Below are 12,945 nucleotides of genomic sequence, written 5' to 3'. Positions count from 1 at the left end.
GTATTTATTAAAGTATATAACTGAACTCTAATCTTTTTAGTATGAAAAAAGTGAAAAATGTATGGCTTCGTTGTTCGGCTTGGCTGCTGAATTCTATCCTTTTGTTGCTGGGCTTTTCTTCTTGCGATGGTGATGACAATGGCAACGTAGGCGAGCAGTTGTTGATGTACGGCATGCCTTACGCTACTTACAGCCTGAAAGGAAAGGTGGTTGATGCACAAAAACAACCTATTCCGGATATAGAAGTGAAAATAAAGATAGGTAACGGCAACGTTTACTATAATCAAATTGCCCCATTGAAAACAAATTCTTCAGGAGAGTTCTCTTTTAAAGAGAACCTTACCTCTGAAGGAAAGTTCAGACTGGTAGCTCGTGATGCAGACGGTGCCGCAAATGGTTCTTTCAAATCAGACTCGATAGAAATAACAATGGACAAGCCATCTGGTGGAGATGGAAGTTGGTTTCAAGGTTCCGCTTCGAAGGAAGATATTGTAATCACTCTTCAAAAGGATGAGGCTAAATGAGTGGGGTTTCTATATCACTAAGAAAACGCATCGGACTGGAACTGGCCCGAAAGATCAGAGAAAATCGTAAGAAACAGCATGCATTGCGGCAATTGTTCTGGGAGTGTACGCACCGTTGCAATTTGTCGTGCAAGCATTGCGGAAGCGACTGCAAACAAAGTGCTGTTCACAAAGATATGCCGGCGGAAGATTTCCTTGCTGTCATTGATTCCATCGCTCCGTTTGTAGAGATGCACAAAGTCAGTATCATTATTACCGGCGGCGAACCATTGGTTCGTCAAGATTTGGAGACTGTGGGGATGGAACTTTACAAACGTGAGTTCCCGTGGGGCATTGTGTCTAACGGGCTACTTCTCACTCGCCGGCGGCTAGACTCTCTGTTGGCTGCGGGCATGCACGCCATCACGATTAGTTTGGACGGTTTTGAAGAGGCGCACAATTGGCTTCGCGGACATCCGCAAAGTTTCACTCGCGCCAGTGAAGCCATCCGTATGTTGTCCGGAGAAAAGGAATTGCGTTGGGATGTGGTGACTTGTGTGAACGGGCGTAACTTCAAAGACTTGCCTCGCTTTAAAGAATACCTCATAGAGTTGGGCGTAAAAGAATGGAGAATATTCACCATCTTCCCTGTTGGACGGGCGGCCGAGCACCCGGAACTTCAATTGAGCGATGCCGACTTTACAGCTTTGCTGGAATTTATAAAACAAACACGTCAGGAGAAAACCATTCGACTGAACTTCGCCTGCGAAGGATTTCTAGGCGGTTACGAAGCCGAAGTACGCGATTCTTTTTATAGCTGCAATGCCGGTATTAGCGTGGCCTCGGTATTAGTCGACGGCTCTATCAGTGCTTGTCCCAGTATTCGCAGTAACTTTTCGCAGGGAAACATCTACAAAGATAATTTCATGGATGTATGGGAAAACGGTTATCGGACGTTTAGAAAACGTGAGTGGCTGCGTTCGGGACAGTGCGCGCAATGCTCTCTTTTCCGTTATTGTGAGGGCAACGGCATGCATCTGCACGATGAAACAGGCAAGTTACTGGTTTGCCATTATCAGCGGATGGTGAAATAGATTCTATTTCGTCAGATATTTTTCTGTATTGTCAGCACCAATGCAGAAACTCTTCTTATAAAGAAGAGTTTCTGATAAACACAAGCCGGTTACCGGTTCCTTTTATTTCCAGCAAGCCATCGGTTACAAACTTACGCAACTCTGCCAATGCTCTATTTTTTAATAAGCCGGTGAGATGTGTGTATTGCACTCGAGTAATGAAAAAGTTGGCTTCCAGATAATGAAGTAAGCGCCGCAGACGTTCTTCTTCACCTACTTGTGCCGACTGCCGGAAGCCGTTGGTGCTGCGCTGCAGGTCTCCCCGCAGGTTTCTCCTCAGTTTCTTGTTGGCACGGAAGTTGACGCTTTTAAAAGTAATAGACGTAGAACGAATGTCTTTCTTGTTTTTAACTCCTCGTCCCTTGATGGAAGGTGAGAAATATCCTATTTCTCCCAGCTCAACCGTATAACCGTCTTTCAGGTATTCCGTCAACGAATGAGTAAACTCCTGCAAGGCCCCTTTCAGGTCGCCCGGCGTGAATGTGGACGATTGCGATATACGTTCAATAAGTGTTTCTGTGTCGATGGTTCCGCTCGACACGATGCGGGGGTAAAGTAACTCTTCTTTTTCTTCATTGCTCCCTGTAGGAACTTTTACTAGATCGTACTGTGCTGACATAATTTATATATTGGTTTCTTGATTTTGGTATATATGTTAGTTTCAAACTGTGTGCAACTTAATGGAATGTATGCTACAAACTAAGCCATTTCTTCTTTAATTACAGTTCGTCCCGGGTAGCGGTGACGAATGGCCCCGCATGCTGTGCCATCAGTCTCCGCATGCGGGGACGAATGGCATCGTATGCTGTGACGAACTGTTTCTGCTTACAAAAGTGCTTAGTCTCCATTGGTAAATGAGTTAATGAGTGTGTTACGTGCAATTAGCCTGCCCAGTTCTCTCTGTCGAGGTTACGGTAACCGATGGCTTCGGCCAGGTGAGGCGACTGTATGGTTGGGCTTCCTTCCAAATCGGCAATGGTACGGGCTACTTTGAGTATGCGGTCGTAGGCGCGGGCCGACAGGTTCAGTCGGTGCATGGCGTGCTTGAGTAATTCCAATCCTTTGTCGTCGGGACGAGCGTATCGGGCTAGTAGCCGACTGTTCATTTGGGCATTGCAATGCACGCCCGGGTGTTCTTTGAACCGATCTTCCTGAACTTTTCGGGCGTTTTTTACGCGCTGGCGAATAACGTGGCTGGGCTCGGCTGCCTGACTGCTTGATATTTTATCAAAAGGTACGGGGACTATTTCGATTTGAATGTCAATGCGATCGAGCAACGGGCCGGAAATGCGGTTCAAGTACTTTTGTACTTGTCCGGGGTTACAGACGCACGCTTTCGTGGGGTGGTTATAGTAGCCGCAAGGGCAGGGGTTCATGGAGGCAATCAGCATGAAACTTGCCGGATATTCTACACTCCATTTGATGCGCGAGATGCTGATCTTCCTGTCTTCCAGCGGTTGTCGGAGTACCTCAAGTGCGTTCCTGCTGAATTCAGGAAGCTCGTCGAGGAACAAAATTCCGTGGTGCGCCAGACTGATTTCTCCCGGTTGTGGGGTGCTTCCGCCGCCTACGAGGGCTACCTGCGAAATGGTGTGGTGAGGCGCGCGAAACGGTCTGCACGAAATGAGCGACGAGTTTTTGCTTAACTTCCCGGCTACCGAATGTATCTTGGTCGTTTCTAAACTTTCTTTTAGCGTGAGGGCGGGTAGTATGGATGGTAAACATTTGGCCATCATGGACTTACCACTGCCCGGAGCACCGATCATAATGGCGTTGTGACCGCCCGCCGATGCTACTTCGAGGGCGCGTTTTACGTTCTCTTGTCCTTTCACATCGGCAAAATCGGCTTCGTAAATTTCCTGCTGGTTGTAGAACTCGGTGCGGGTATCTACCATGGTAGGCGTGAGCTCTCGTTTTCCGCTGAAAAATTCAATGACTTCTTTGATATGCGTTACGCCGTACACGTTGAGGTTGTTCACCACTGCCGCTTCGCGGGCGTTTTGTGCCGGAACAATAAGTCCTTCGAAAGATTCCTCGCGTGCTTTGATGGCAATGGGCAATGCTCCTTTCATGGGCTGGATGCTTCCGTCCAGACTGAGCTCGCCCATGATGAGAAAACGAGAAAGTTTCTCGTCCGAAATGGTTTCACTGGCTGCAAGCATGCCCACGGCCAAGGGCAAATCGTAAGCAGAACCTTCCTTGCGGATGTCGGCCGGTGCCATGTTGATAACGATATTGCTGGTGGGCATTTTGTAACCGCTTACTTGCAAAGCCGAGATGATGCGCTGGTGACTCTCCTTCACTGCCGAGTCGGGCAATCCCACTAAATAGAACATGCAGCCTCGGCTACTGTTCACTTCGATGGTTATGATGGTGGCATCTATCCCTTGAACAGCGGCCCCGAATAGTTTTACTAGCATGATTTGTCGTTTTTGATGATTAGATTCAAGTGTTTTGAAATAATTACTTGGTAAGTAGCTCTTTCAGTTTGGCCTCTACCGCACTGCTTTTATTGCTTTGCAGCACAATCTTGCCATCGGGAGCAAGGAGGTAGTAAGTGGGTAATGCCCGTACCATGAATTGTTTAACCGTGGGCGACTCCCATCCGCCCAAGTCGCACAGTTGTTGCCAGTTGAGCGTGTCGGCTTTCACGGCCAGCTTCCAGGTTTCTTTATCCACATCGACCGAGATTCCTATTTGTGTAAAGTTGCTTTTGGAACCGTATGTTTTGTGCAGCTTCCTGAGGGAAGCATACTCTTTGCGGCTGTGACCACTCCAAGATGCCCAGAAGTTGAGCAGAATATACTTGTCCTTGATGTCCGATCTCGCTACTCTTTTTCCGTTTACATCGGGCAGACTGAAGTAAGGTGCCACGTTGCCTACGGCCAGCTGACTTTGTTTGTCGATCTGTTCGGACAATGAATAGATGTACGGATCGTCTCTCATTGGACCGGTCAGTACGTTAATCAGCTCTTTTATCTTTTTGTAATCAGGATTTTCTGCTTTTAAGAAATAGTTTTTGATGATATAAACGCAGACTTTGGAGTCGGTGTTAGAACGAATGAAGGCTTCGGCCTGCTTTAACTGTTCACTTTGCGGCGCCGAACCGTAACGGATGGATTGCAGGAAAGCAGTGAGCTGTTCGTTTGGAACATTTCCCTGAATGACAGGATGCTCCAGATCGCCCGACAGGGTAACCTTGTCGCCTTTATTGAAATAGAAAGGAATCTTTTTATTACTTTTCGTGAAGAGGAGTACCCCCGAAGCAAGCGTGTCTGTTTCCAGTGAGTGCGAAAACTCATTGTTGGTTACGTAAACCGTATCCATCAGGTTGGTTAGCTCATCGGTTCCATAAAGGTAGATGGTGTCGTTACCTGCGTTTGTCAGCTCGCCGCTGATTTTTGCCTTGCCCGATTTGGATTGGCAGCCCCACAATGCAGCAAGTAATATAATAAGTAAAGATAGCTTGTTCATTCTTTTTTTTGCGAATGTAAGCCTTTTACGGGAAATAAAAAAGAGTTGCCCGCATTTAATGTAGCAGGCAACTCTTATCTATGTTAGAAAAGAATCTCTTCTTATTTGATAATGCTTAAGAAATCAGCATTAGTTACATATTTAGCGAATTCAAGATCCTTAGCTGCTTTCTTAGCTAAAGAGCTATCTTTTTGAATTGCGCTCTTCAAGCTGCTTGTAAGCATAGATACATTGTTGGTTCTGGCGCCCAGAATAGCCATCAAATAATCTGTGTAAGCATCGGGTTTAGCAACGTTAGCCAATGTGTTCTTTGCTTTGTTGTAATCCTTAGCAAGGATTTGTGCCAAAGCAGCACTGTTTGTTTTGCTGTCGCCAAAAGCATTTACGGCTCTGTCATACTGACCTTGAGCTACATACAAGTTACCAAGTGTTTCATTGATTTGTTTTGCACCGGCAGCTTTGCCCAAGTAAGTTTCAGCAGCAGTCTTGTCGCCTTTTGCCAAAGCAAGAAGACCTTGGTTCATGCTCACTTCAGGAGCAGCTTTCAAGCTGGCAGCTTTGCTCAGGAATGATTCAGCTTTAGTAATATCACCGGCTTGGAATGCTAATGCACCAAGATTGTTGTATGCACGGTAATCGTTAGGGAATTGTTGAGTAGCTTTCGTATAGATAGCTGCCTTCTTAGCGTTATCATTTGTCAATGTTGCAGCGTAAAGAATCTCTTCAAGACTCAATTTGCTTGCATCAGCATCAGCCAATTTTGCGATCTCTTCATCAGATTTTCCGATGATTTCGTAGTTCAAAGTCAAACGTGAACGTCTCAACTGAGGAAGGATATCGTCAGCCAGGTTCTTGTAAACTGAAGAGATGTTTTTGATTTCTCTTTCTCTTTGTTCAGGATCTTGGTACATTGAAAGTACGCGAAGAATCAACTCTTTGTCTTGGATGTTTGATTTAGAAACCAATTCTTGGAAACCTTCCCAGTCTTCAGCAGTGTATTTTGCATCAACAACAGCATTAACTTTAGCTTTCTTCAACTCTTTGCTAAGGTATTTGTTGGTGTTAGCTTCACGTTTTTCAGCCAAATCGGTATTCAAATCAGTAGCTCCATCAGGAGAAGCGTAAGCTGAGATCTCGATGTTGCTGATCTTTTTGTTTTCAGCAGCGTTCACTTCTGCCACTTGATTGTGGAAATCCTTCATGCCAGCTGACTTCAATTCGCTTGCACGAAGATTAGCTTGTTGGATAAGGAACATGATGTTAGCTTGGTGAGCATCTTTGATGATGCGTTGGAAAGCATCTTCTCCCAATGCAGTGTTTGCATTGTTCAATGTGTTGTTGATCAGTTCTGAAGTAGAAATAACACCATCGGCAATCTTCACAGCAGGAATAGCTACTGTTTTGTCACCAATCTTAGCGTTGAATTCCAGGTAAAGTTCAGACTTAGCCATTTCAGGAACATAGTCGAAAGAAGTTTTCATTGTGTAGTTACCACCCATCTTATAAGAAATGGTCTGGTCGTTGCCTTCTACTTTTTCGCCCTGGAACACAGCAGGCTGACCTTTTACTTGTCCGCCATCCCATTTCAGAACCGGAGTAACTTCTACTACAGCCTTCTTATTAAAATACTTTTCTGGGAACTTTCCGTTAATAGTAACAGGAACTTTACCTCCTACGGCTTCAAGAACCTGAGGAGTCGTTGTGAAATAGTCCGATGACAATTCACCCATCTTTTTGCTGCACGATGACAGTGCAACAATCATAGCCATTAATAACGGCAAATACAACTTCTTAATCATTTTAGGTATAAATTAAATGTTTGTAATTGAAATTTCGTCTATTCGTTTGCTCTCAATGAAACAGTTATGAAAGCTACGCAAAGATATTAAATTATGTCTATTTTGGCAATTACCCATTTGTTTTTATCAAAATTTAATATAATCATTCTTGTATTGATTCACATTGTGGTTAACAACTAATAAACGTATTACTGCTTCTGTTTGTTTATATGTTCTCTTTTTTCTCTCTTGCTTTGATGTTTCTGGGGTGATGTTCTATGATTTCACTCCTCAAACGACTGCGATCTATGTGTGTGTAAATTTCGGTTGTCGTTATGGATTCGTGTCCCAGCATCATTTGAATGGCACGAAGATTGGCGCCGCCTTCAAGCAAGTGTGTGGCAAAAGAATGCCTGAAAGTGTGCGGACTGATTATTTTTATAATACCAACCTCATCTGCAAGCTCTTTAATAATATGAAAGATCATGATGCGTGATAGGTGTGTGCCTCTTCTGCTGAGGAACAGGAAATCTTCGTGTCCTTTCTTGGCGGTAACCAAATGACGGTCTGCCATATAAAACTGAATTTCCTTGATTGCTTTTTTTGAAATAGGAACTAGTCTTTGTTTCTGTCCTTTTCCTTCTACCCGAATAAATTCATCATCTAAATACAAGTCCGATAATTTCAGTGTAATCAGTTCCGACACCCGCAATCCGCAACTATAAAGGGTTTCTAGTATGGCCCGGTTACGTTGTCCTTCTTTCTTGCTGAGGTCAACAGCGGCAATAATGCTGTCAATTTCTTGAATGCTCAGGACTTCGGGTATTTTAAAACCTATTCTCGGATTGTCAATCAACTCGGACGGATCTTTTTCTATGATCTTTTCTAACATCAGAAAGCCGAAAAGCGATTTAATTCCCGACATGATGCGAGCTTGGGAACGAGCTGTAATCCCGATGTCATGTAGTCCGGCAATAAATTGTTCCAGATCTTCGGGCGTAGTGTTCAGAAGCTCTATGCTTTCACCCTCTAAAAACGCCAGTAATTTGGTGATATCAGCGTTGTAAGCCTCCAACGTATTAAGCGAAAGACCCTTTTCGAGTTTCAGGTATTGGTTATACTTCTTAATTATATCTACCCGACTCTGCTTATTGCCTGTTTTTTCATTTAATATCATTTCTTTTTCGTATATTTGCACCTTGAAATATTGTTCTTGAACAACAAAGGTATTAAAAACATTATGATTGTGTTATGAGGATACAAATTATTAACGGGCCTAATATCAATCTGCTTGGAAAACGTGAACCTTCTATCTACGGAAGCGTTACTTTTGAGGACTTTTTGATAGAACTCCGGGCCAATTATCCGGATGTGGAGATCTCTTATTATCAATCTAACACAGAGGGTGAGCTGATTGATAAGATACAGGAGACAGGTTTTGATGTGGACGGCATCATTCTGAATGCCGGAGCTTATACTCATACTTCTATTGCATTGCAAGATGCCATACGGGCAGTAACATCTCCGGTGGTGGAAGTACACATATCTAATGTTCATGCAAGGGAATCTTTCAGACACAAGTCCATGATTGCAGCGGCCTGCAAAGGTGTAATCTGTGGTTTCGGACTTAAATCTTATCAATTAGCATTAGAAGCACTAACGGGAAAATAATATTAACTATTACATTTTTTTGAATTTATGAAAAAGCATACTAAAATAGTTGCGTCTATTTCAGATCGTCGCTGCGACGTTGATTTTATAGCCAAGCTGTATGAAGCCGGTATGAATGTGGTTCGTATGAACACAGCTCATGCCGACAGAGAAGGCTCGGAACGTATTATCGATAACGTGCGTACCGTATCTAATAAGATAGCGATTCTTATGGATACCAAAGGTCCTGAGGTTAGAACTACAGCATGCGCAGAACCCATCCCTTATTCAATCGGCGACAAAGTGAAAGTGGTAGGAAATCCGGATCAGGAAACTACTCGCGATTGCATCTCCGTTTCTTATACGGGTTTTGTAAATGATGTGCGCGTAGGCGGTGATGTTCTGATAGACGATGGAGATCTTGCCTTGAAAGTAATAGAAAAAACTGATTGCGAACTTTTATGTGAAGTGCAAAACGAAGCTACACTGGGAAGCCGCAAGAGCGTGAATGTTCCGGGGGTTCGTATTAACTTGCCTTCGCTGACTGAAAAAGACAGAAACAACATTCTGTTCGCTATTGAAAAGGATATAGATTTCATTGCTCACTCTTTTGTTCGTAACAAACAGGATGTTCTTGATATTCAGGAGATTCTTGATGCGCACAACAGTGAGATTAAGATTATTGCCAAAATAGAAAACCAGGAAGGTGTTGATAACATCGACGAAATTCTGGAAGTAGCTTACGGAGTGATGGTAGCTCGTGGCGATTTAGGTATTGAGGTGGCACAGGAAAAAATTCCGGGAATTCAGCGCATGATTATTCGTAAATGTGTTTTGGCCAAGAAGCCGGTAATCGTTGCTACGCAAATGTTGCACACCATGATTAATAATCCGCGTCCTACTCGTGCCGAAGTGACGGATATTGCCAATGCAATTTATTATCGTACGGATGCTTTGATGCTCAGCGGTGAAACGGCTTACGGTAAATATCCTGTTGAAGCTGTGCAAACAATGGCTAAAATTGCTGCGCAGGCTGAAAAGGATAAGATCGAAGAAAATGATATTCGCATTCCGTTGAGTTCAGATAATATCGATGTAACGGCTTTCTTGGCAAAACAAGCTGTGAAGGCTACTTCAAAGATGCATATCCGTGCTATCATTACAGATAGTTATACCGGACGCACGGCTCGTTTTCTGGCTGCCTTCAGAGGCAAATATCCTGTTTTAGCCATGTGCTACAAGGAGAAAACAATGAGACTTCTTTCTCTTTCTTACGGGGTATTGCCTATTTACCTGGAAGAAAAAGACAACGCTCAGGCTTATTTCTTTTCAGCACTCGATTTGTTGTTGAAAGAGGGTCGCTTGGTGGAAGAAGATATGGTGGCTTACCTTAGTGGTAGCTTCGGAGAAGGTGGTGGAACATCTTTCTTGGAAATTAATAAGGTGAAAACAATTCTTTCGAAAGCGAAAGATTATCTGTTGCCTACATTTATTGAAAGATAATGCTGAATTCGGACGTATTGGAGGAGTATATTCTCAGGCATATTGATGAGGAAGACGACTATTTAAAAGCTCTATATCGTGATACGCATGTGAAATTGTTACGTCCGCGGATGGCTTCGGGACATCTGCAGGGGCGGATGCTCAAAATGTTTGTCCGCATGATACGTCCGAAACAGATTCTTGAGATAGGAACATACAGTGGCTATTCGGCTCTTTGTATGGCGGAAGGCCTGGATGAAGGATCTGTTTTGCATACTTTTGAAATAAATGATGAACAGGAAGATTTTACCCGCCCTTGGTTGGAGCAATCCCCCTATGCGGATAAAATAAAGTTCTATATTGGTGATGCCCTGGAGCGCGTGCCGCAATTGGGCATTACTTTTGATTTGGTCTTCGTTGACGGAGACAAAAGAAAGTATATGGAATACTACGAGATGTCTTTGGCACATCTGTCGCCGGGAGGCTACATTATTGCTGATAACACGTTGTGGGACGGGCATGTAACTGAAACTCCCAATCCCAATGATGCGCAGACAATCGGTATTCAGGCTTTTAATGAATTCGTGGCAAAAGATAACAGGGTTGAGAAAGTTATTCTTCCGTTGAGAGACGGATTAACGATTATTCGAAAGAAGAATGAATAAGCAAGAACAATTAAAATAGTAGAAAATGGAAACGACCAGACAAAATAAGATTTCACGCCTGTTACAAAAGGAATTAAGTGAAATTTTCCTGCTGCAGACGAAGGCAATGCAAGGAACATTGGTATCGGTGAGTGTAGTAAGGATCAGCCCTGATATGAGTATTGCCAGAGTTTATCTGAGTATCTTCCCTTCGGAAAAAGGAGAGGAGTTGGTGAAGAACATCAATGAGAATATGAAATCGATTCGTTTTGAACTAGGTACGCGCGTAAGACATCAGTTGCGCATCATACCGGAGTTGAAGTTCTTTATTGATGATTCACTAGATTATCTTCAAAAGATAGATTCGTTGTTGAAGTGAACTTTCCCTTTTACATAGCAAAACGTTACCTTTTCTCGAAAAAAAAGCATAACGCTATCAATATCATCTCGGGTGTATCGGTGTGTGGAGTTGCCTTGGCTACTTTAGCGCTGGTTTGTACCCTGTCGGTCTTCAACGGCTTTCAGGATATGGTAGCCAGCTTTTTTACGGCATTCGATCCCGAGTTGAAGATTACTGTTACCGAAGGAAAGGTCTTCGATTCTAAAAACAAAAACATACAGCAACTTCGTGCGATGCCTGAAGTTGCTGTTTTTACAGAAACCCTCGAAGAGAGCGCTATGGTGCAGTACAAGGATCGTCAGGTCATGGCTGTTATCAAAGGGGTGCAGGATAATTTCGAGGAACTTACCTCGATAGACAGTATTTTGTATGGTACGGGTGAGTTTGTGCTGCATGACTCGATTGTTGATTATGGTGTGATGGGAGTGGAACTTGTGTCGAATTTGGGCACGGGCATTCAGTTTGTAGACCCGCTTCAGGTGTATGCACCCAAACGCAACATGAAAGTGAACATGGCCAACCCGGCTTCTTCTTTTAACATGGAGTATCTTTATTCACCGGGAGCGGTGTTTGTTGTTAATCAACAGAAGTACGACGGGCATTATATTCTTACCTCACTGGCCTTTGCCAGAAAATTGTTTGATTATGACTCGGAGGTTTCTGCCATTGAGTTGAAGCTGAAACCGGGTGTTGATGTTTCTTCTGCAAAAAAGAAAATAGAAAGGCTGTTGGGAGAACGCTTCCGTGTGCAGGACAGGTATGAACAACAAGCCGATGTGTTTCGAATCATGGAGATTGAAAAGTTAATCTCTTATCTGTTTCTTACCTTTATTTTAATGATTGCCTGTTTCAATGTAATCGGTTCTCTTTCTATGCTGATTCTCGATAAAAAAGAGGATGTGCAAACGTTGCGTTCTCTTGGGGCGGATGATCAGTTAATTGGTCGTATCTTTCTTTTTGAAGGGCGTCTTATATCAGCTTTTGGGGCTTTCGTTGGCATTATTCTGGGTTTGGGTCTCTGCTACATACAGCAACGATTCGGACTCATTTCCCTAGGTGGGGCGAGTGGCAGTTTTGTAATTGATGCTTATCCGGTGAGCGTTCATGCTACCGATGTGATTCTTATTTTCTTTACTGTTATTACGGTAGGCTTCCTTTCTGTGTGGTATCCCGTCCGCTATCTGAGCAAACGTTTGTTGAAAAAGTAGCAATCTGTAGAGATAAAAAGTCTTTTTGTCGATTCCTTTTTTTTATCTCGTTCAAAGCCGGCATATTTGAATTGTTTTTAAATGGATATGCCTTATGAATAGATTGCTTAAAACAAGTTTGATTCTTATGTTTTCATGCTTTGCATGGAATGTTTCGGTGATGGCTCAACAAAAAACAGATGCCAAATTGCCACGTGAAGTTCCTTCTCCCGAGAAGATTGCTAAAAAGATGTGTGACGAACTGCAAAGTGAGTTGCAACTGACTGACAAACAGTATAAGAAGGTCTATAAACTTTATCTGAAAGAACAAAAAGCGCGCTTCTCCAGCCAGCAAGCTGATGGAGCATCTGGAATGCGTCCTCCGATGAAGGAGGGTAATGCCGACTTTGAAGGAGGTGATGGTTTTCCCCCGGCTATGGGAGGTGAAAGACCTGATTTTGGACAACGACCTGGTAACGGTAACGTTTCTAAAGAAGAGATGATGGCTGCTCAGAAAAAGAAAGAGCAGAGTATGAAGAAAATCTTAAATCCGGAACAGTATGAGAAATGGCTGAAGCTGGATAAGAAAAAGGATAAACCCAAAGATGGTAAAATAAAGGCCAATCAATAAATAATGCTTAGATAGTGAGTTTTTTTATAGACGACAAGATTACTTGCAGTTTATCTGTATTCT

General features: G+C 43.3%; 13 protein-coding genes. 8 read left to right on the top strand and 5 right to left on the bottom strand.

What is annotated here, in order from left to right; all coding sequences use genetic code 11:
- Nucleotides 1-41: 41 nt before the first annotated feature.
- Nucleotides 42-524 carry a radical SAM-associated putative lipoprotein gene (locus tag C511_RS15900; protein ID WP_024996040.1) on the top strand — a complete coding sequence of 161 codons (483 nt, stop codon included), beginning with the start codon at nt 42-44 and terminating at the stop codon, nt 522-524.
- Nucleotides 521-1,597 carry a TIGR04133 family radical SAM/SPASM protein gene (locus tag C511_RS0100280; RefSeq protein WP_024996041.1) on the top strand — a complete coding sequence of 359 codons (1,077 nt, stop codon included), beginning with the start codon at nt 521-523 and terminating at the stop codon, nt 1,595-1,597. The genes C511_RS15900 and C511_RS0100280 overlap by 4 nt, the downstream gene beginning before the upstream one ends.
- Before the next feature lie 55 nt (nt 1,598-1,652).
- Here C511_RS0100280 and C511_RS0100275 read toward each other — a convergent pair whose 3' ends face one another.
- The 5 genes from C511_RS0100275 to xerD all read right to left on the bottom strand — a co-directional run bounded on the left by C511_RS0100275 (nt 1,653) and on the right by xerD (nt 8,065).
- Nucleotides 1,653-2,255 (bottom strand): HU family DNA-binding protein, encoded by a 603-nt coding sequence (locus tag C511_RS0100275; RefSeq protein ID WP_024996042.1) that lies wholly within the window; start codon nt 2,253-2,255, stop codon nt 1,653-1,655.
- Between the two features lie 262 nt (nt 2,256-2,517).
- A complete protein-coding gene (locus C511_RS0100270; RefSeq protein WP_024996043.1) occupies nt 2,518-4,056 on the bottom strand; it encodes a YifB family Mg chelatase-like AAA ATPase in 1,539 nt (512 codons plus the stop codon).
- 43 nt (nt 4,057-4,099) lie between these two features.
- Nucleotides 4,100-5,110: a TlpA disulfide reductase family protein gene (locus C511_RS0100265; protein WP_027317624.1), complete on the bottom strand. Its 1,011-nt coding sequence runs from the start codon at nt 5,108-5,110 to the stop codon at nt 4,100-4,102.
- A gap of 101 nt (nt 5,111-5,211) precedes the next feature.
- On the bottom strand, nt 5,212-6,909 hold the full coding sequence (locus tag C511_RS0100260) for a tetratricopeptide repeat protein (RefSeq protein WP_024996044.1): 1,698 nt from the start codon (nt 6,907-6,909) through the stop codon (nt 5,212-5,214).
- 205 nt (nt 6,910-7,114) lie between these two features.
- A complete protein-coding gene (xerD, locus tag C511_RS0100255) occupies nt 7,115-8,065 on the bottom strand; it encodes a site-specific tyrosine recombinase XerD (protein ID WP_024996045.1) in 951 nt (316 codons plus the stop codon).
- Nucleotides 8,066-8,139: 74 nt separating this feature from the next.
- On the opposite strand from xerD, the gene aroQ reads away from it, so the two are divergent.
- The 6 genes from aroQ to C511_RS0100225 all read left to right on the top strand — a co-directional run bounded on the left by aroQ (nt 8,140) and on the right by C511_RS0100225 (nt 12,882).
- Nucleotides 8,140-8,559, top strand: a complete 420-nt coding sequence (gene aroQ / locus C511_RS0100250) for a type II 3-dehydroquinate dehydratase (RefSeq protein WP_024996046.1) — start codon at nt 8,140-8,142, stop codon at nt 8,557-8,559.
- Nucleotides 8,560-8,586: 27 nt separating this feature from the next.
- Nucleotides 8,587-10,041, top strand: a complete 1,455-nt coding sequence (gene pyk / locus C511_RS0100245) for a pyruvate kinase (RefSeq protein WP_027317623.1) — start codon at nt 8,587-8,589, stop codon at nt 10,039-10,041.
- The gene (locus C511_RS0100240) at nt 10,041-10,685 is read left to right on the top strand and encodes an O-methyltransferase (protein WP_024996047.1); all 645 of its coding nucleotides are present in this window, start codon (nt 10,041-10,043) and stop codon (nt 10,683-10,685) included. The genes pyk and C511_RS0100240 overlap by 1 nt, the downstream gene beginning before the upstream one ends.
- Before the next feature lie 25 nt (nt 10,686-10,710).
- Nucleotides 10,711-11,043 (top strand): 30S ribosome-binding factor RbfA, encoded by a 333-nt coding sequence (gene rbfA / locus C511_RS0100235; RefSeq protein ID WP_024996048.1) that lies wholly within the window; start codon nt 10,711-10,713, stop codon nt 11,041-11,043.
- Complete coding sequence (locus C511_RS0100230; RefSeq protein ID WP_024996049.1) at nt 11,040-12,272, top strand: FtsX-like permease family protein; 1,233 nt, start codon at nt 11,040-11,042, stop codon at nt 12,270-12,272. The genes rbfA and C511_RS0100230 overlap by 4 nt, the downstream gene beginning before the upstream one ends.
- Before the next feature lie 94 nt (nt 12,273-12,366).
- On the top strand, nt 12,367-12,882 hold the full coding sequence (locus C511_RS0100225; protein WP_024996050.1) for a hypothetical protein: 516 nt from the start codon (nt 12,367-12,369) through the stop codon (nt 12,880-12,882).
- Nucleotides 12,883-12,945: the final 63 nt, after the last annotated feature.

Source organism: Bacteroides graminisolvens DSM 19988 = JCM 15093, assembly GCF_000428125.1.
Taxonomy (GTDB): Bacteria; Bacteroidota; Bacteroidia; order Bacteroidales; family Bacteroidaceae; genus Bacteroides; species Bacteroides graminisolvens.
The sequence above is the reverse complement of the archived record's forward strand: the minus strand, read 5'-3'. Positions and strand labels throughout refer to the sequence as shown.

Excerpts from the sequence above, each read along its gene's own strand:
- C511_RS15900 (WP_024996040.1), top strand. The coding sequence starts at position 42 with ATGAAAAAAGTGAAAAATGTATGGCTTCGTTGTTCGGCTTGGCTGCTG.
- C511_RS0100280 (WP_024996041.1), top strand. The coding sequence starts at position 521 with ATGAGTGGGGTTTCTATATCACTAAGAAAACGCATCGGACTGGAACTG.
- C511_RS0100275 (WP_024996042.1), bottom strand. The coding sequence starts at position 2,255 with ATGTCAGCACAGTACGATCTAGTAAAAGTTCCTACAGGGAGCAATGAA.
- C511_RS0100270 (WP_024996043.1), bottom strand. The coding sequence starts at position 4,056 with ATGCTAGTAAAACTATTCGGGGCCGCTGTTCAAGGGATAGATGCCACC.
- C511_RS0100265 (WP_027317624.1), bottom strand. The coding sequence starts at position 5,110 with ATGAACAAGCTATCTTTACTTATTATATTACTTGCTGCATTGTGGGGC.
- C511_RS0100260 (WP_024996044.1), bottom strand. The coding sequence starts at position 6,909 with ATGATTAAGAAGTTGTATTTGCCGTTATTAATGGCTATGATTGTTGCA.
- xerD (WP_024996045.1), bottom strand. The coding sequence starts at position 8,065 with ATGATATTAAATGAAAAAACAGGCAATAAGCAGAGTCGGGTAGATATA.
- aroQ (WP_024996046.1), top strand. The coding sequence starts at position 8,140 with ATGAGGATACAAATTATTAACGGGCCTAATATCAATCTGCTTGGAAAA.
- pyk (WP_027317623.1), top strand. The coding sequence starts at position 8,587 with ATGAAAAAGCATACTAAAATAGTTGCGTCTATTTCAGATCGTCGCTGC.
- C511_RS0100240 (WP_024996047.1), top strand. The coding sequence starts at position 10,041 with ATGCTGAATTCGGACGTATTGGAGGAGTATATTCTCAGGCATATTGAT.
- rbfA (WP_024996048.1), top strand. The coding sequence starts at position 10,711 with ATGGAAACGACCAGACAAAATAAGATTTCACGCCTGTTACAAAAGGAA.
- C511_RS0100225 (WP_024996050.1), top strand. The coding sequence starts at position 12,367 with ATGAATAGATTGCTTAAAACAAGTTTGATTCTTATGTTTTCATGCTTT.